The sequence below is a fragment of the Pseudomonas sp. NUPR-001 genome (assembly GCF_052147955.1).
Classification (GTDB): domain Bacteria; phylum Pseudomonadota; class Gammaproteobacteria; order Pseudomonadales; family Pseudomonadaceae; genus Aquipseudomonas.
Genome location: NZ_CP197353.1, coordinates 3,637,073 through 3,652,389, shown reverse-complemented (window position 1 = coordinate 3,652,389; position 15,317 = coordinate 3,637,073). Strand labels below are relative to the sequence as shown.

Genomic DNA, 15,317 nt, shown 5'->3' with positions numbered 1-15,317 from the left:
CGGCGTGGTTGGTGTTCAGGGTGAGCGTGGGACTCTCAACGTCGCACGCAGCCCCCCGCCAGGCAGATTACTCAACATTACACTGCCGCCAAGGCGCTCCATGATCATGGCGACGATAGACAGCCCCAGCCCCGCACCATGCTCGGAGCCCTTGCTGTAAAAGCGTTCGAAAACACGTTGCAGATCTGCCTCGTCAATCCCTGGCCCCTGATCATTGACGCTGAGCAACAGGGTGTCTCCCTCGCGCTGCAGCGTGACGTTGACCCGGCCGCCACGCGGGGAATGGTTCACCGCATTGGCCACCAGGTTCTGCAGGGCAATAGCCAAAGCGCCAGCGTCGCTGTGCACGTGGAAGTCATCCTCGGCGATCTCCAGTGACGGCTCTTGCCCCTGTTCCAGAATCCAGGGCGTCAGCTCCGCCAGTGTGTCCGTCGTGACTTTCGCCAAGTCGACGGTCACCCAGCTGCGTTGGCTCAGCTGTGGCTCGATTCGCGCGATGGTCAGCAGTTGGTTTACCACCCGACTCAGGCGATCAACACCACCCAGCAGGAACGCCAGCGCTTTGTTGCGATCGGCATCGCTGCTCGCTTCCAGTGCGTTTTGCGCATGCAGGCGCAGGATGGCCAGCGGTGTGCGCATCTCATGAGCGGCGTCAGCAATGAAACGGTGCTCTCGTCGCAGCAGTTCGTCGATCTGTCCGAGCAGTCGGTTAAGGGCCGCCTGCATGGGTTCCAGCTCTCGAGGTAGTGGCACTAGCTGCAACGGTTCCAACGACTCTGCGTGCCGTGCGCGGATGACCCGTGCCATGTTCTGCAACGGTTGCAGTCCCCAGCCGATGGCGATCCACACCAGCAATGCCAGGGCCAGGCTACCGAGTAGGAAGGGCAGAAGCGTATGGCGCACGATGCGCTCGATCAGGTCTTCACGTACGTCGTGGCGTTCGCCTACCCAAATCACCATCTGATGTTCAGGCACGGGCAGGACGAAACTGCGCCATTGTCGGCCCGCAATGGTGACGTTGGCGAATCCCGGGTCGCTCAGCGGTCGGCTAAAGCTCGGGGCACTGGCGGTGTGTACCAACACCTCGCCATTCGTGTTCCAGACCTGGAACGCCAGCTTGCTCTCGTAAGGATGGCCGATGCGGTGTTTGCCTGCACGGCTCAACGCCTGGTCGAAGGCGAGGTACAGCGCATGGCGCCCCGCGTCGTCCAGCGGCATGCTCATCACGCCTTGGAGCAGGCGGGCATTCTGTGCCAGTTGCGCGTCGTAGATCTCATCGATCTCGTGGCTGCTGTCATGGTAGTTGTACAGGGCGAGCAGCCCTGTGCCGACTGATAGCAGCAGCATGACCCGCCAAAGTGTGCGTTGGCGCAGCGACCTCATGCCTTGCCTTCCACCAGGTAACCAATGCCGCGCACGGTGCGGATCAGTTCGTTGAACAATTTCTTGCGCAGGTGATAGACGTTTACTTCCAGCGTGTTGCTTTCCGGCTCTTCATCCCAGCCATAAAGGAGTTGGGTGAGGCGTTCGCGGGTGAACACCTTGCCCGGCTGGGATAACAACTCGTGAAGGAGCACGTATTCTTTCGGTGTGAGTACCACCGGGTTTCCCAGGTAGCTGACCTGCTGGGTAGACGGGTCGAGCGCTACTCCTGCATGCTCGATCACTACCTTGGCGCGCCCTGCGCTACGGCGCAGCAGCGCGCGCAGGCGGGCCTTCAGCTCATTCAGATCGAAGGGCTTGATCAGGTAGTCATCGGCGCCGGCATCCAGCCCGGCAATGCGCTCTTCAGTGGCGTCCCGGGCGGTCAGGATCAGTACCGGTATCGCATTGCCCCCGGTGCGTAGCCGACGCAACACATCGATGCCGTCCAGGCGCGGAAGCCCCAGGTCCAGTACCACCAGATCGAACGCTTCGTGCTGCAAGGCGTGCAGCGCGCTGACACCGTCCTGTAGCCAATCGATGGTGTAGCCCTGCTGGCGCAGGCCATCGCAGATGCCTTCCCCCAGTGCGGGATCGTCTTCGACCAATAGCAGCCGCATACTCAGCCCTGTTTTTCCTTGATCGTTTTGAGTAAAGCATCAATTTCGCCGCGTCGGCCCTGGTCAGCCAGCTCACGCCCCGGCCGAGGAGGTGCCAGCAGGGCTTTTTGCAGGGCCGCACGCGCCTCGGATAAGCGGCCTTGGCGATACAGGTGGTCGCCCCAGAAAAAATTACTGTCGATCCCCTCGGGATTGAGTTGCAGCGCCTTGCGCAGCATGTCTTCGGCCTTGTCCGCATCGCCGAAGCCGATGGGCCAGCCGGGCACTTGATCGTACAAGGCCCCCAGGCTGGTGTAGGCCGATCCCTGCAAGGCGTTGGGGTCAAGCGCAAGCGCTTTTTCCAGGCTCGCACGGGCGGCTTTGACCTTGCCCAGCGCGCCCAGGCCTCCGGTTGCGCCTGCCCAGCTACTGGTGACAATGCCATGCCAGATCCAGGCTTCGGCGGCCTGGGGCTGCTCGCGGGTGAAGGCGTCAGCATCGGCGGCCAGTTTCTCCAGGGCGCTGGCGCGTTGTGCTTGGGGTACCTGGTACTGGATTTGCGCCCAGCGTTGCTGAATGTTGCTGAGGTGCTGGCTGCCAGCTGGGTCGAGCGCCCAGCTCAGCGGGGTGAAAGCGAGCAAACTCGCAAGAATCAGGCGTTTCATTTGCTGTGCTCCTTGGTATTGGCATCGCTGTAGCGACGAATCAGCGGAAGCTGCTTGCGCAGCGCGCGGTCAACCAGGCTCGGTAGCATGCCGTTCAGGCGTACGAAGAGCTTTTCCGGCCAGCCCAGGTACAGCTCGCTGCGTTGGTTTTGCACCGCATCGAGCACCGCCCGTGCGACATCGACGGGATCGTCCATTCCCACCTTGAGCGCCTGATTCAAGGCGGTCACCGTCGTCGTGTTCATTGAGGTGCGTGTGGCGCGCGGTGCGGCATAGAGCACGTTGACCGTGGTGTCGGCCAGTTCGCGACGCAGGGCTTCGGAGAACCCACGCAAGGCAAATTTGCTGGCGCTGTAGGTGGCATAACCGGGATAGCCGATCGAGCCGTAGATCGAGCCGACATTGACCACCAGTGCATGGGGCTGCTCGCGCAGTATCGGCAGGAGCAGGCGCGTGAGTTTCAACGGCGCCTTGAGGTTGAGTTCGATCAGGTCGTCCAACATGTCTTCGTTGATCTGTTCGAGCAACGCGAAGCGGTTCACACCGGCAGCGTTGATCAGCACGTTTACACCGCCCATGGCCCAGGCCGCTGTGACGACGTCCTGTCGACCGATGCTGGTGCGCAGGTCGGCCGAGCACCAGCGCAGTTGCTTGGGGTATCGACTGATGAGATCTGCCAGAGCGCCAGGATGCCGGCTGACTGCGAGCACCCGGGCACCTTGGGCACAGAGCTGGTTAGTCAGCTCAAGACCGATACCACCGCTGGCACCTGTCAGCACCACCACCGAGTCACGCAAGCGCATGATGCACCTCCGCCTGATGGGCCCGAGGCAGGCCACGGAACATCTCGGTATACAGGTGATAGACGACCTTCGCCGCGTGGACGACCGCATCCTGATCGTCCTGACGATCCAGGCGGTTCATCAGCCCGCGATAGGTTGCCATGTGATCCTGATCCAGGGATCCGTGGGAACTCAGGTAGCTGAAGGCGGTGTCTGGCAGGCCGAGCCCTTGCTGGATGCTGCCGGCGGCCTGGGTGGCCAGCGCGATGCTGGTGCCTTCCAGCACATTGACCATGCCGAAAAGACCGACTGGATTGTCCCTGGCGATCAGGTCGTAGAGAAAGGCGACCATCAGTTCTATCGACAGTGCGGGACGGCTATTGCGCACTTGATCCGGATCGCCGCCACAGGCCGCGATGTCGTTGAGAATCCACTGTTCATGGCCGTATTCCTCCTCGATGTATTCGCAGACCGCGCCGCGCAGCCATTCAAGCCGATGGGGTAACCGGGCACCGCACGCCATCATCAGCGGCACGGTGTGACGGACGTGGTGGTACGCCTGTGTGAGGAACGCGACATAGCCCTCCTGGCTGACGACGCCTGCCAACGCCTCGTCAATGACGGGCAGGCTGAACAGTGTTTGGCGTTCCTGGGCGGTGGCCGCTTGCAGGGTGTCGAAGAAAATCATGGCAAACCTCATGGGCGCGAGAGTTCGGTGATAAGGGCCTGGTGGCGGCGCAGGATCTCCTCACGGCGCGGCCGGCCGTTGCTGGTGAGGGTTCCGTCAGCGTTGCTCAGGGGCTCGGGTAGACACTTCCAGGCGTGAACCTGGGCGTACAGCGGCAACCTGGCATTGCATTGTTGTACCGCCTGTTCGATGGCCGCTTCGCTGGCGCCCGGGTCCATGGGCCAGAGCAGCGCGAGGTTGTGCGCCAGCCCCTCGCCGTGAACGAAGGCCTGGAGAATGACCCCGGTCTGGGACAGTTCTGCCTCGATCCATTCCGGGTTGACGTTACGTCCGAAGCTTGTGATGAATTGGTTCTTCTTGCGCCCGGCAAGGAACAGAAACCCAGCCTGATCGACATGTCCGAGGTCGCCGGTGGGCCACCACTCGCCCCGGAAAGCCGGCTCGCCCAAGTAACCGAGCAGCGTCGAACCGCGGACCCAGACTTCACCGTCTTCGGCGATACGTACCTGTGTGTGAGGCAATGGGCGGCCAACGCTACCTGGATGCTGATTGCCGGGGCGGTTCAGGCACACGACCGAGGCGCACTCGGATAGCCCATAACCTTCGTAAACCGGCAGCCCCACAGCCTGCGCCCGCTGCAACAGGCTGCTGGCCACCCGTGCTCCGCCAACGGCGACCAAGCGCAGCGGCCCGATTGGCATCATGCCGCGCTCGATGGCGGTGACCAGCCCGAGCAGCAACTGCGGTACCAGAATCAGGCTTTCGGCACCGCTCAACGTGATAGCGCCAAGAAACCGCCTCCAGTCGACCTGACTCGCGCCGCCGATACCCATTTGTGCTTGTGGGTAGAGCGTGACACAGGCTCCTGCTACCAGCGCCGCGTAAATGCCGAGGTTCTCCAGCAAAACGGCAAGCGGCAGCACGGCCAGGTACTTGGATGGTGCAGCCGGGCGGCTTGCGACCTCCAGCTCCCGCGCCACCCGCAGCAGCGATGCGGCGCTCAGGCACACGCCTTTGGGTGTCCCGGTGCTACCGGAGGTGTAGGTGATCTTCGCAGTGCCGGGAAGCAATCCTGCGTCGCCGACCAAGGGGCGCCCCCAGAAGTGCTCGCCCGCCGTGAAACCCGCATCGCGCAACTCTTCGGAAAGTGCTTCATCGGCCAGGACCAGCGTCGCCTGGGTCTGCATCAAGCAGTGGGCGCGCTGGGCCGTGCTGAAGAAAGGCGGGAGGAGCACACAGGGACGCTTAGCCAGCAGCGCCGCCAGATCCCAGAACAATGCCTGTGGACCATTTTCCAGCGCCATTGCGAACACGCCGTCGGGCTGCTGGTTCAACCAGGCTTCGCGGCGTTGCACTTCGATCAGCAATTGCGCATAGGTCACGTTGCCCGTTACCCCGCGTATTGCCGTCTGCGCTGCGCGCTCTACAGCGTGGGCCTGCAACACCTTACGAAAACTGCTCAGCTCATGCGGCATGGTCGGCCCCCTGTACTCGCAACGGGAAACCCAGGCGTTGATAGATGCCGGTGCGCTGCAGTTCGTCATGGCCATAATCGATGTTGCCGACATACACCTGCGGATGTTGCGCGTAGTAGCTTCCCCAGCTGGCCAACTCGCCATTCAGGCGGTGCGGGTCGGCTTCTGCAATAAGCGTCGGCTGCAGCCCCAAGCGATGGAAGCTGTTGACCAGTGTCGAAGCTGCAGTGAATGCCACCCAGTGCAGGTCGCGTGCCGCTAGCAGCCAAGTAATGGCTGTGATCATCACCCTCGCACTGCCTGCACTGAGCGCTGCGAGATTGCCCACTTCGACCAACTGCTCCCGCGTCGCACTGCAACCGGCATGGCGCGACACCACGCTTTCCAGCGGGTCGTCCAGGTACTGCTCGAGAAACAGTGGGCCCAGGCTGGCTGGCCGGATTCCGGCAACCGCGATCAGTTGACCGTGGCTGTCCTGCAGTCCGATCAGTTGCGGCAAGTAGCGATGAACATTGGCGTGATGAGTGGATTCGAAACGCGCGTGAATAAACGCTTCCAGCGCTTCACGGCCAGCGTCGCCCTCGGCGCATAACATCAGGCAGGCCTGCCGTGTGGCGACAGATCCGAAATGCAATGGAAACAGGGCGTTCCATTCTTGCTGGGTCATGGTAATCCCCCCAGAGATCGTTCGATGGGGGGAGTATCAATGGTGAATCTGAATGTAGTCTGAAGTTGCTGATGGCCGCTTCAGCGCCTTGAACAGGTTGCACCGTGGGGTAGAATCCGCGCCTGACCTATAAGGACGTTCGGCATGAGCTTTCTCACTGTGCTTGACCAGGCAATCAAGCGATTCACTAATCGGTTTTCCAATCTGCAGCTACGTCTCTTTGCGGTGGCGATGGCGTTGAGTCATTTGCTCTTTGCTTGGGCAATTCCGTCTTACCGATCGCCGTTTCTTTTTATTGCCGCTATCGGCCTTTTCCTCAGTACTTTTGTTCGTCGCTGCCCTCGCCGAAAGTGACCCGCGTGTGAAACGCATTAAAAGTGATGCCGCTTTCGTCCATGGACGGGGCATGGTGGCAATTTGGGGTGGGATGGGGTATTGATGGGGGGCCGGCACAGGGGCCGGGGTAAGGAGATGACATGGCGACTGATCGTGAAATTGCGTTGGAAATTGCAATTGCAGCGCTTCTGGTGGCCGCCAGGCACGATAAGAACGAAATTGCACAGCGCGCAGAAGGGCTGATTTTCGCTGACACTGTACAAGGAGGTGGCGCAAGCGTTGATCACAAATCGGTGGCCCGCTCTGCCATCAAAGAGATTGCAGAGCGCGTGTGATTGTCGTCAATTACTATTCGCTGTAGCGGGTAGGTGTGCAGAAAACCGGCCAAAATGCCGGTTTTTTATTACGTGCAAATAGTACCGAGCGTACCTTTGCCTGCAGGCTTTTCGCCTGATGGCGTCTAGTTGGAATAATGGATGACCCGCTTTGGGCGAGGCCCAGCGCGTCAATTTACAGGGAGGGCATTTGGCTGAACACCAAGCAGCCATGCCCGCAGATACCCTTCATGGAAATCGATATGTTCACACGTTCTGCTGCACTTGTACTCTTGGCGATGGCGTTGTCGGCCTGCCAGCCGAAATGGAAGCCGATGACAGAAGAGGAGGCCAGGCAGCAGCGGGAGTTCGCCGAAGCCCTATGGGCCAAGGACAGGGCCAGGTATCCCAGCCATGAGGAATGGCTCAGCGGGCAGATCAGCCCCACGCGTTCGGCAGAGCAGAATGTTGTGCAACTGATGTCGAAGTCGCTGGAAAGATGCCTGGATGAACGTAGCGAGAGTTCGGCGATTGGCTGCAGCAAGCGCTCGGTACCCATCGTTGATAGCTATTACTTTGACAACTACTACACCTCAAGCAAGAACCCGCCTGCCGGGTACCGTACCGTCAGCCATGCTTACCTGAAGTGGTCGTCGTTGATGGAGGCAATTGCATTTCCGGCATCAAGGGATGTGATTGCGGAGCGCGCCCTGCAGGCGCGCGAGGCGATCCTGCAGGCTTCTTTTCCCGGACTTTGAAGGCTAAACCCGGATCAGCGTTGTGTGCGCTTTACAGTTGCGACACGTCTGGTTCGGCAGCTTGATCTGCACCTTGTGCATTACTGATTGACATCGGTGTGGTGGTGAGCATTACGTTGTAAGTGCCCAGGTCCGCATCGTTGCGCTGCGATTTGATCGACAGGCTTTTGCCTTTCCAGTGCAACACTTCGTTATCAAAGCTGGCGCCTGATTTGGTTTTGATCAGGTTGCTTTTGCTTTGCGAAGGCGGCCCGTAGTCGGCACGCAGCATCTCGGCAACCAGGCTGCTGCTGTTCGACGGCCCGGTGAATTCCAGTGTTTCAATTTTGCCATTGGCGACTTGGGCCACTAGTTTGTAGCCCAGTAGTACGCGGCGGGAGTTGGTACCCAGAATTACGTATCGGCCCGGGGTTTGCGTCGCAGAGCGGCACAGCGTAGTCGATGTGGTCGCGTTGGCCGGGCATTCGGCAACTTGTTTGAGGAAATCCCCTTGCAGGTCAACCCCCATGAACGACGTCGGCTCCTGCGCCCAGGTGGCGATGGGCTGGAGCGTGTCGGCAGCCAAAACGCTGGATGGGATCAAAATACCGGTCATCACGAGTTTGAACAGGGTCATGGAGTCGTCCTTGATAGGGTCGTGCCCGATGCAAGAGGTTCGCCCGGCGAGGGGCGCAGTAAATGGAGGCGCACGACACTCATCGTAAGGTGTTAATACGATTGAGTGTCAGTTGCAAAATTCGGCCGATATTATACATAGCGGCCACAGATCATTCCGCGATTTTCGCTGCGGTAGAGTAATTTTTCTTGCTACCTGGCGGAATAGGCGTCTGATCCAGCGCCCGATTCCCACATAACGGGTCGCCAGGCGCTGGCTGTTATTTGGCTATGACACGATTACATACGCGTTACCGATTGCCAGGTTTTCACTGTGTTCAGCGTTCATCCGTGTGCAGTGCATCATGGCTTCTTCCTTGCCGGGGTAGCTTGGTTTGAGTCGCACTTTTTCCTGGTTATCGTAGATGTCGAAGCCGCCGGAAACGGTTGTAGCGTAGAAGCGGGTGCCAGCACGGAAAGATTCCTGCTCGATAGGCACCGCTGGGACGATAACGAATCTTGTTTGCATTTTTTGTGCCTCCCCAGGCAGACATCTAACTATTAGCTATCCATTTGAGGGGCTGCAACAAAGCTGAAGGGCAGGCGACAAGAGGTTGGCACTGAACCGATTTTGTTCGGATGAAATGCTAATGAAAAGTATTCTCAGTGATGTTGCGGTCGTGTAACCTCGCCGCCGCTTGCGTGGCAATTCAGTCAGCTGCTTGAAATCAGTGCTCGTTGGGGATGGAAATGGATGAAAAGAAAGGCGCTGTTGCTATTGTGCAATGGCGTAGCAGCTTCTTGGGTAATGGCGTGTTGCAAGAGGCTGCCTATGACCAGGCGTTGCTGGCTGCCGAGCGTCTGGAGCGGTCGGGGTCGGTCAGTGCCAGTGAATGGATGGAGATGGTTCGCCAGGCCAATGCCGCTTTGTTGCGGCACCAAGGCTAGGTTGTCAGGCGTGTCTGCGCTGTTGATTCAGCTCAGCCCCCAAACCAGCAGTGAGAGCATGAATGCCAGTACTGTACCCAGCACGATGCTGTACTCGATTCTTGAATGCTGTGCATGCAAGCGCACGTCTTCAAAGTACTGTGCCTGGGTGGGCGCATGGGGGTAGTGGCGCAAGTCTTCTGCCAGGATCTGCAGGCGCGAGTCGATGATCGCGCCAAGGGCAAAGTAGGTGGCAGCGTGGCTGGCGATGAAGATCAACAGGTATTTCATAGGCGCTCCCTGGCGTTGACGACTGGAAGTCAGTGGCTTATACAAGCGTCCCTTTTTGCCAAAAGCGCTGCTGCAGGAACTGATAATGAACGACGACCTGGACATTCACGAGCCTGAACATGATCACTTGCTCGATCATGAGTTCTATGAAGTCGATGCTTCCCTGCAGGAAGAAGTCGACCCGTTGTTCGACCCACAGGATGATGAGCAGGCCGACGCCCTGGATGAAGTCGACTGGGACGAAGGCGTCGATCCGCTCGATGACCTGTAGGTGCCCGTCGTTGGGCTAGCGCCCATCAACCGAGAATTTGCCTGCACCTGTTACCGACAATAGTAGCAAGCCTCCACAAATGCTCAGGTTCTTGAAGAACTGTACGCTGTTGGCAGCTCGCGCCGGGTCCACCATGCTCCAGAACGGATGGCCAATCACGGCCGTGCCGATGACGAACAGGGCGAACAGGAATGCCAGCGGCCGGGTGTAGAACCCGAGGATCAGCAGGATGGCCACGAAAAACTCCATCACCACGGCAATACCGGCGGCCACCGTGGGCATGGGGGCGCCTAATGAGGTCATGTAGTCGACGGTACCGTCGAATCCGGTCAGTTTGCTCCAGCCAGACATGATGAACAAAATCATGAGCAGGATGCGCGCAAGCAAAATGATTACGTCACGCTGATTATCGAACAGGGTATAGCGCATGGCCGCCTTCCTTTGTTGTGGGGCCATTTCACCTTAGCACCTGGTTGTTGCCTTTGCGCCGTGGAAGGGGGATTCACGTGTGACAAAAAAGGCGCCTCGAAGGCGCCTTTTTCAGAAGATGGTGCGAGTGGCGGGACTCGAACCCGCAAGGCTCACGCCGGCAGATTTTAAGTCTGCTGTGTATACCAATTCCACCACACTCGCACAGTGTTGAAAGGGTCTGGCGACCGGGGCGTGCTATGGGATAGAAGCCCTGGAGAATGTACATTTCCTCCGCAATCAAGCGTGCTTTATAACTCATGGCTATATTTGAGTCAACCGCAGGGAGGGGCTGAAGCGGCCTTGGCCGGCAATCATTGGCAGTCCACTGGAATTGCCCACGAGGTTGGCTGTCTATGCTTGATCAAGTGTGCGATTTACATGGAGCAACCATGGATCCTTCTGATCGCTCGGATGTGCCAACCATGCAGGCCAGCCGTTACGAGCAACTGGTGCAGGCGGTGGTGGATTACGCCATCTACATGCTCGATCCTCAGGGGCATGTAGTGTCCTGGAATGCCGGGGCTCAACGGATCAAGGGCTGGCGTGCCGAGGAAGTGATCGGTAAGCACTTTTCCCTGTTCTTCACCGAGCAAGATCGCCTCGAAGGCAAACCGGCCATGTTGCTCGAGCGAGCTTTGAGCACCGGTGTCGCTCAGGATGAGGGATGGCGTATACGCAAAGACGGCACGCGCTTCTGGGCCTTGGCGGCGCTGGATGTGATCCGCGCTGAAGACGGTGAGATCGTCGGCCTGGCGAAAGTTACCCGGGACATTACCGATCGCCGTGAGGCTGCCCAACAACTTGATGCCATGCGCGCGCAGTTGTTCCAGTCGCAAAAACTCGAAGCGCTGGGGCAACTGACCGGGGGGATGGCCCATGACTTCAACAACCTGCTGACCATCATCATCGCCTCGGCAAAGCTGGCGCTCAAAAGCACTGATCAGCAGCGTAGCCAACGTTTACTTGAGCACATCCTCGATGCCGGCGAGCGGGGCACGCAAATGACCCAGCAATTGCTCAGCTTTGCCCGGCACAGGGCGTTGAAGCAGGGGCGGGTGCAGGTGTCGGAGTTGATCGAATCGATTCGCTTGCTGCTGGCCCATGCCCTGCCTAAAGGCGTCGAGCTGCAGGTGCAGCTGGAGGAAGGGCTACAAGACGTCGCAGTTGATCGTGGTCAGTTGCAAATGGTCTTGCTCAACCTGATTCTCAACGCCCGTGATGCGATGGATAGCGAGGGGGTGATCCGCATGGCGGGCAGTAATTGCCGGCTTGACGGTGAGGTTGAAGACTTGCATGGCGCCTTCGTGCGCCTGGAGGTCAGCGATGATGGCCGAGGCATCGCACCCAACGTGTTGCCACGGATCTTCGAGCCCTTTTTCACCACCAAGGCATTCGGTAAAGGAACTGGACTGGGGTTGAGTCAGGTCTATGGTTTTACCAAGCAGAGCAATGGTGCCGTGAGTGTCGACAGCGTTCCCGGCGAAGGCACCTCGGTGAGTTTGTATCTGCCAGCATTCCAACCGGGCATTACCACGGCAAACTGAACAGGTGCACCTATCGTGGAGCCACTCAAACGCCTGACCACGGGTATCGAAGGCCTGGATGCATTGCTCAAAGGGGGGCTGATCGTTGGCGCCTCTTATATCGTTCAGGGGCGGCCAGGGTCGGGGAAGACCATTCTGGCCAATCAGTTGGCGTTCAAGCACGCCGGTCAAGGCGGGCGCGTGCTGGTCGCCACCCTGCTGAGCGAGTCCCATGAGCGATTGTTCCAGTACCTGTCGACCCTGAGCTTCTTTGACTCAGCTGTGCTGGGTAATCAGATCCAGTTTGTCAGCGCGTTCGATACCCTGGAGCGGGAAGGGCTGGAGCACGTGGTCAAATTGCTGCGTGGCGAAATCAGCCATCATCAGGCGACGCTGCTGGTCGTCGATGGTCTGCTGACCGCACGGTCGCGCGCAGACACCGTGCTGGACACGAAAAAATTCATTGCCGAGCTGCAAGGTCATGCCGCGTTTGCGGGATGCACGGTGTTGCTGTTGACCAGCTCGCAGCTGGATGATGGCAGCCCCGAGCACACCATGGTCGATGGGGTTATCGAACTGACCGAAGCGCTGTCGGGCAGTCGCTCCGTGCGCAATATCCAGCTGCGCAAAACGCGCGGTAGTGGTGCGTTGTCGGGGCTGCATGAATGTGAAATCACCGCGGATGGCCTGCAAGTCTATCCGCGCCTGGAATCGCTGTTCAGTCACCCCAGCGGCATGGGCAGTAGTGAATTGAAGCGGGTCTCGAGTGGGATCAAGGGTCTCGATCAGTTGCTCGGCGGTGGCTTGCCTTCAGGTTCGATGACCCTGGCGATGGGGCCGTCGGGGATTGGCAAGACATCGCTTGGGGTCAGTTTTCTGGCGGCCGCCACGGTAAAGGAACCTGGGCTGCACTTTGGTTTCTATGAAACGCCTCAGCGCCTGCGCTTGAAAGCCAGCGCCCTGGGGCATGACTTCGTGGCCATGGAACGCAGTGGTGCATTGCATATTGCCTGGCAGCCGACCACCGAAGGTGTGCTCGATGAGGTGGGGGCACGTTTGCTGCGTCAGGTTCAGACATTGGGCATTCGTCGTGTCCTGATTGACAGTCTGGGGGCTTTCTCCCGCCTGGCCACCCATCCGGCGCGGCTCAACGAGTTCTTTCGAGCCTTGATCGGCGAGTTGCGTGCGCGTGACGTCAGTGTGCTGGCAACCTGGGAGATGCGCGATATTTTCGGTTCGGAAATCAATGCGCCTGCGCCCGACCTGTCGAGTATTGTCGATAACCTGCTGCTGATGCGTTTTGTTGAACTGGAGTCGGAGCTCAAGCGCTTGCTGTCGATTCTCAAGGTGCGCGATAGCGACTACGATCCGGCGCTGCTGGAGCTGATCATCAGCGCCCAGGGTATCGAACTACACAAAGCCTTCACCCAGGCCACGGCAGTGCTGTCCGGCACGCCAGCGCCAGCGGCGGGCGCGTGAGTCGGCGGTCGGGGCGATCATGAGCACGATCCTGGTGGTCGACGACGAGTACCTGATTGCCGATATTCTGGGATTTCTGCTGGAAGACGAAGGCTTTGAAGTATTGAAGGTCGGCAATGGCGAACAGGCACTGGAAACGCTGGCGCGCACACCGGTGGAGCTGGTGATCACCGATTACATGATGCCCAGGCTCAACGGTAAGGAGCTGGCGCTGAAAATGCGTGAAGACCCACAGTTGCGGGCATTACCAGTGATTTTGATCAGCGGTGCCCAGGCGCACGAAGGGTGGGATAGCCCGGAATTGTTCGTGGCCGTATTCGATAAGCCCTTCGATATCCCCACGTTGGTCGCCAAGGTAAACGAACTGCTTCGACCGCCCAAGCCGTCATGAGGGCATTGCTGCCACCTCTGGAGCGGTTGTGCTTGGGCTCAAGCGCATCCGTGCGGCTTGAATCAGCAGATATTAGTCGTGGTGACTGTCTCCTTTTTCTGGTGGCGGGCTGCCAGCTTGAATGCGCTTGTAGATTTCTTCACGGTGCACCTGGACATCTTTAGGTGCATCGATGCCAATCCTCACTTGCATGCCCTTGACGCCCAGAATGGTGACTTTGATGTCATCGTTAATGACGATGGTTTCGCCAACCTTGCGGGTGAGTATCAGCATGTATATCTCCTTGGTAACGATAAGTTGCCTGGCAGGTCGCACCCACACAAGCCCGGAGCGCGTGCAACGCGTTCCTCTTTTCCTTCATTAAAGACGCTTTCGGGGAATATTAATTCCCTCGAACACAGATTCTGTAGAGAGTCTTTGGTCGCAGGCTCCCTTGGGGGCCATTGAGCGTTCTGTAGCAGCGAATGCTGCTTACGCCCGCAAGCATAGGGGGCTTGAGCGAATATGGGAAATTTCTCTGCATGATAGTAGAGCTGAGGTCTGCTGAATCGTTTTTCAAGGGGGCAGGGGCGTGATTATCCCAGTAGTGCCACCGACTTGATCTGGGCCATGAGCTGCTGGCCGCTGTGTAGCCCCAATTGATCGGCAGAATAACGGGTGATGCGGGCCAGCAGCACGCTGCCGTCAGCATTGAGACTGACCAGCACGTGGGCACTATTATCGGCTGCCTGGTGGCTGACGACCCGTACCGGAAGGCGATTGAGGATGCTTGAGTGCGCGTCTTCGTTCAGGCTCAGGCTGATATCGCGGGCCTGGACCTTGAGTCGCAAGGGTGTGCCCAGGGCCAGAGGCTCGTGAGCCAGACGTAGCTGCAGCGTGCTGTCAGGCAATTGCAGGCTGAGCAATTGGTAGTCAGCGTCATAGCTGCTCACCCGGCCCTCGATGATCACACCGGCATCGTCGCCCTGAGCCAAGGGCAGGTCGAGACGCGCGAGGGTTGCGGCAATCGGACCGCTGGCCTGAACCTTGCCCTGTTCCAGTAGCACCAGGTGATCTGCCAGCCGGGCCACTTCGTCCTGGGCATGGCTGACGTAGATCAGCGGGATCTCCAGTTCTGAGTGCAAGCGCTCAAGGTAAGGCAGGATTTCGCGTTTACGGGGGCCATCGAGGGCAGCCAGTGGCTCGTCCATCAACAGCAATTGCGGGCTGCTGAGCAAGGCTCGGGCGATACCCACACGCTGGGCCTCACCGCCCGACAATGTGGCCGGTTTGCGTTCGAGCAAGTGCTCGATCCCCAGCAAAGCACAGGCCTGCTCCAGGCTGACCTTGCGCGCCTGGGCCGGAATGCGCCGCCAGCCGAAAGTCAGGTTACCCAGTACCGTCAGGTGGGGGAACAGGCTGGCTTCCTGAAACACATAGCCAATCGGGCGCAGGTGTGGGGCGATGAAGTGGTTGCGGCGCGAGTCTTGCCAGATCTGGCCGTTGACTTCGATGTAGGCATCGGCTGCCCGCTCCAGGCCCGCCAGGCAGCGCAGGCAGGTGGTCTTGCCCGAGCCGGAATGGCCAAACAGTGCGCTGATGCCGCGCCCGGGCAATTGCAGGTCGACATCCAGTTCGAAGCTGTCGCGGGCTACTTTGAGCCGAGCGTGAATCATTTTCTCCAC

Annotated in this window: 21 protein-coding genes and 1 tRNA gene; 8 read left to right on the top strand and 14 right to left on the bottom strand. The window is 59.2% G+C overall.

Annotated elements, in window-relative coordinates:
- Positions 1 to 15: 15 nt before the first annotated feature.
- The 7 genes from ACP6KB_RS16350 to ACP6KB_RS16320 are packed head-to-tail and all read right to left on the bottom strand — an operon-like array spanning position 16 to position 6,298.
- Positions 16 to 1,383: a sensor histidine kinase gene (locus ACP6KB_RS16350; RefSeq protein WP_442108115.1), complete on the bottom strand. Its 1,368-nt coding sequence runs from the start codon at positions 1,381 to 1,383 to the stop codon at positions 16 to 18.
- Positions 1,380 to 2,042, bottom strand: coding sequence for a response regulator (locus ACP6KB_RS16345; protein WP_442108113.1), 663 nt, complete (start codon positions 2,040 to 2,042; stop codon positions 1,380 to 1,382). Before ACP6KB_RS16345 ends, ACP6KB_RS16350 begins: the two co-directional genes overlap by 4 nt.
- Before the next feature lie 2 nt (positions 2,043 to 2,044).
- On the bottom strand, positions 2,045 to 2,686 hold the full coding sequence (locus ACP6KB_RS16340) for a tetratricopeptide repeat protein (protein WP_442108111.1): 642 nt from the start codon (positions 2,684 to 2,686) through the stop codon (positions 2,045 to 2,047).
- The gene (locus ACP6KB_RS16335) at positions 2,683 to 3,489 is read right to left on the bottom strand and encodes an SDR family oxidoreductase (RefSeq protein ID WP_442108109.1); all 807 of its coding nucleotides are present in this window, start codon (positions 3,487 to 3,489) and stop codon (positions 2,683 to 2,685) included. Before ACP6KB_RS16335 ends, ACP6KB_RS16340 begins: the two co-directional genes overlap by 4 nt.
- Positions 3,476 to 4,156, bottom strand: coding sequence for a TenA family transcriptional regulator (locus tag ACP6KB_RS16330; RefSeq protein ID WP_442108107.1), 681 nt, complete (start codon positions 4,154 to 4,156; stop codon positions 3,476 to 3,478). Before ACP6KB_RS16330 ends, ACP6KB_RS16335 begins: the two co-directional genes overlap by 14 nt.
- Positions 4,157 to 4,164: 8 nt before the next feature.
- On the bottom strand, positions 4,165 to 5,631 hold the full coding sequence (locus tag ACP6KB_RS16325) for an AMP-binding protein (protein WP_442108105.1): 1,467 nt from the start codon (positions 5,629 to 5,631) through the stop codon (positions 4,165 to 4,167).
- Positions 5,621 to 6,298 carry a thermostable hemolysin gene (locus ACP6KB_RS16320; RefSeq protein ID WP_442108103.1) on the bottom strand — a complete coding sequence of 226 codons (678 nt, stop codon included), beginning with the start codon at positions 6,296 to 6,298 and terminating at the stop codon, positions 5,621 to 5,623. Before ACP6KB_RS16320 ends, ACP6KB_RS16325 begins: the two co-directional genes overlap by 11 nt.
- 144 nt (positions 6,299 to 6,442) lie before the next feature.
- Here ACP6KB_RS16320 and ACP6KB_RS16315 point away from each other — a divergent pair, with 144 nt between their 5' ends.
- The 3 genes from ACP6KB_RS16315 to ACP6KB_RS16305 all read left to right on the top strand — a co-directional run bounded on the left by ACP6KB_RS16315 (position 6,443) and on the right by ACP6KB_RS16305 (position 7,706).
- Positions 6,443 to 6,652 (top strand): hypothetical protein, encoded by a 210-nt coding sequence (locus ACP6KB_RS16315; protein WP_442108101.1) that lies wholly within the window; start codon positions 6,443 to 6,445, stop codon positions 6,650 to 6,652.
- 122 nt (positions 6,653 to 6,774) lie between these two features.
- A complete protein-coding gene (locus ACP6KB_RS16310; protein ID WP_442108099.1) occupies positions 6,775 to 6,969 on the top strand; it encodes a hypothetical protein in 195 nt (64 codons plus the stop codon).
- A 230-nt stretch (positions 6,970 to 7,199) separates the two neighbouring features.
- The gene (locus tag ACP6KB_RS16305; protein WP_442108097.1) at positions 7,200 to 7,706 is read left to right on the top strand and encodes a hypothetical protein; all 507 of its coding nucleotides are present in this window, start codon (positions 7,200 to 7,202) and stop codon (positions 7,704 to 7,706) included.
- A 31-nt stretch (positions 7,707 to 7,737) separates the two neighbouring features.
- Here the strand turns inward: ACP6KB_RS16305 and ACP6KB_RS16300 are convergent, their stop codons facing one another.
- Positions 7,738 to 8,322: a hypothetical protein gene (locus tag ACP6KB_RS16300; protein ID WP_442108095.1), complete on the bottom strand. Its 585-nt coding sequence runs from the start codon at positions 8,320 to 8,322 to the stop codon at positions 7,738 to 7,740.
- 267 nt (positions 8,323 to 8,589) lie between these two features.
- The gene (locus ACP6KB_RS16295) at positions 8,590 to 8,829 is read right to left on the bottom strand and encodes a hypothetical protein (RefSeq protein WP_442108093.1); all 240 of its coding nucleotides are present in this window, start codon (positions 8,827 to 8,829) and stop codon (positions 8,590 to 8,592) included.
- Between the two features lie 221 nt (positions 8,830 to 9,050).
- Between ACP6KB_RS16295 and ACP6KB_RS16290 the strand changes: the two genes are divergently transcribed.
- The gene (locus ACP6KB_RS16290; protein ID WP_442108091.1) at positions 9,051 to 9,248 is read left to right on the top strand and encodes a hypothetical protein; all 198 of its coding nucleotides are present in this window, start codon (positions 9,051 to 9,053) and stop codon (positions 9,246 to 9,248) included.
- A gap of 27 nt (positions 9,249 to 9,275) precedes the next feature.
- Here the strand turns inward: ACP6KB_RS16290 and ACP6KB_RS16285 are convergent, their stop codons facing one another.
- Positions 9,276 to 9,518, bottom strand: coding sequence for a hypothetical protein (locus tag ACP6KB_RS16285; RefSeq protein ID WP_442108089.1), 243 nt, complete (start codon positions 9,516 to 9,518; stop codon positions 9,276 to 9,278).
- An 85-nt stretch (positions 9,519 to 9,603) separates the two neighbouring features.
- Between ACP6KB_RS16285 and ACP6KB_RS16280 the strand changes: the two genes are divergently transcribed.
- Positions 9,604 to 9,789 carry a hypothetical protein gene (locus ACP6KB_RS16280; protein ID WP_442108087.1) on the top strand — a complete coding sequence of 62 codons (186 nt, stop codon included), beginning with the start codon at positions 9,604 to 9,606 and terminating at the stop codon, positions 9,787 to 9,789.
- Positions 9,790 to 9,804: 15 nt separating this feature from the next.
- On the opposite strand, the gene ACP6KB_RS16275 is transcribed toward ACP6KB_RS16280, so the two are convergent.
- Both ACP6KB_RS16275 and ACP6KB_RS16270 read right to left on the bottom strand, forming a co-directional pair.
- Entirely contained in the window at positions 9,805 to 10,218 is a 414-nt protein-coding gene (locus ACP6KB_RS16275) for a DoxX family protein (protein WP_442108085.1), read from the bottom strand.
- A 119-nt stretch (positions 10,219 to 10,337) separates the two neighbouring features.
- Positions 10,338 to 10,422, bottom strand: a tRNA-Leu gene (locus ACP6KB_RS16270).
- Between the two features lie 227 nt (positions 10,423 to 10,649).
- On the opposite strand from ACP6KB_RS16270, the gene ACP6KB_RS16265 reads away from it, so the two are divergent.
- The 3 genes from ACP6KB_RS16265 to ACP6KB_RS16255 are packed head-to-tail and all read left to right on the top strand — an operon-like array spanning position 10,650 to position 13,653.
- Positions 10,650 to 11,804 carry a two-component system sensor histidine kinase NtrB gene (locus ACP6KB_RS16265; RefSeq protein WP_442108083.1) on the top strand — a complete coding sequence of 385 codons (1,155 nt, stop codon included), beginning with the start codon at positions 10,650 to 10,652 and terminating at the stop codon, positions 11,802 to 11,804.
- A 12-nt stretch (positions 11,805 to 11,816) separates the two neighbouring features.
- The gene (locus tag ACP6KB_RS16260) at positions 11,817 to 13,262 is read left to right on the top strand and encodes an ATPase domain-containing protein (protein WP_442114324.1); all 1,446 of its coding nucleotides are present in this window, start codon (positions 11,817 to 11,819) and stop codon (positions 13,260 to 13,262) included.
- Positions 13,263 to 13,281: 19 nt separating this feature from the next.
- Positions 13,282 to 13,653, top strand: a complete 372-nt coding sequence (locus ACP6KB_RS16255; RefSeq protein WP_442108081.1) for a response regulator — start codon at positions 13,282 to 13,284, stop codon at positions 13,651 to 13,653.
- A gap of 72 nt (positions 13,654 to 13,725) precedes the next feature.
- On the opposite strand, the gene csrA is transcribed toward ACP6KB_RS16255, so the two are convergent.
- Positions 13,726 to 13,926 (bottom strand): carbon storage regulator CsrA, encoded by a 201-nt coding sequence (gene csrA, locus ACP6KB_RS16250; protein WP_442108079.1) that lies wholly within the window; start codon positions 13,924 to 13,926, stop codon positions 13,726 to 13,728.
- Positions 13,927 to 14,228: 302 nt separating this feature from the next.
- Entirely contained in the window at positions 14,229 to 15,317 is a 1,089-nt protein-coding gene (gene modC, locus ACP6KB_RS16245) for a molybdenum ABC transporter ATP-binding protein (protein ID WP_442108077.1), read from the bottom strand.

Coding starts and splice junctions, on each gene's coding strand:
- ACP6KB_RS16350 (WP_442108115.1), bottom strand. CDS start 1,383: ATGAGGTCGCTGCGCCAACGCACACTTTGGCGGGTCATGCTGCTGCTA.
- ACP6KB_RS16325 (WP_442108105.1), bottom strand. CDS start 5,631: ATGCCGCATGAGCTGAGCAGTTTTCGTAAGGTGTTGCAGGCCCACGCT.
- ACP6KB_RS16275 (WP_442108085.1), bottom strand. CDS start 10,218: ATGCGCTATACCCTGTTCGATAATCAGCGTGACGTAATCATTTTGCTT.
- ACP6KB_RS16285 (WP_442108089.1), bottom strand. CDS start 9,518: ATGAAATACCTGTTGATCTTCATCGCCAGCCACGCTGCCACCTACTTT.
- ACP6KB_RS16340 (WP_442108111.1), bottom strand. CDS start 2,686: ATGAAACGCCTGATTCTTGCGAGTTTGCTCGCTTTCACCCCGCTGAGC.
- ACP6KB_RS16310 (WP_442108099.1), top strand. CDS start 6,775: ATGGCGACTGATCGTGAAATTGCGTTGGAAATTGCAATTGCAGCGCTT.
- ACP6KB_RS16300 (WP_442108095.1), bottom strand. CDS start 8,322: ATGACCCTGTTCAAACTCGTGATGACCGGTATTTTGATCCCATCCAGC.
- ACP6KB_RS16345 (WP_442108113.1), bottom strand. CDS start 2,042: ATGCGGCTGCTATTGGTCGAAGACGATCCCGCACTGGGGGAAGGCATC.
- ACP6KB_RS16305 (WP_442108097.1), top strand. CDS start 7,200: ATGGAAATCGATATGTTCACACGTTCTGCTGCACTTGTACTCTTGGCG.
- ACP6KB_RS16315 (WP_442108101.1), top strand. CDS start 6,443: ATGAGCTTTCTCACTGTGCTTGACCAGGCAATCAAGCGATTCACTAAT.
- ACP6KB_RS16280 (WP_442108087.1), top strand. CDS start 9,604: ATGAACGACGACCTGGACATTCACGAGCCTGAACATGATCACTTGCTC.
- ACP6KB_RS16265 (WP_442108083.1), top strand. CDS start 10,650: ATGGATCCTTCTGATCGCTCGGATGTGCCAACCATGCAGGCCAGCCGT.
- ACP6KB_RS16330 (WP_442108107.1), bottom strand. CDS start 4,156: ATGATTTTCTTCGACACCCTGCAAGCGGCCACCGCCCAGGAACGCCAA.
- ACP6KB_RS16335 (WP_442108109.1), bottom strand. CDS start 3,489: ATGCGCTTGCGTGACTCGGTGGTGGTGCTGACAGGTGCCAGCGGTGGT.
- ACP6KB_RS16255 (WP_442108081.1), top strand. CDS start 13,282: ATGAGCACGATCCTGGTGGTCGACGACGAGTACCTGATTGCCGATATT.
- ACP6KB_RS16295 (WP_442108093.1), bottom strand. CDS start 8,829: ATGCAAACAAGATTCGTTATCGTCCCAGCGGTGCCTATCGAGCAGGAA.
- ACP6KB_RS16290 (WP_442108091.1), top strand. CDS start 9,051: ATGGATGAAAAGAAAGGCGCTGTTGCTATTGTGCAATGGCGTAGCAGC.
- csrA (WP_442108079.1), bottom strand. CDS start 13,926: ATGCTGATACTCACCCGCAAGGTTGGCGAAACCATCGTCATTAACGAT.
- ACP6KB_RS16320 (WP_442108103.1), bottom strand. CDS start 6,298: ATGACCCAGCAAGAATGGAACGCCCTGTTTCCATTGCATTTCGGATCT.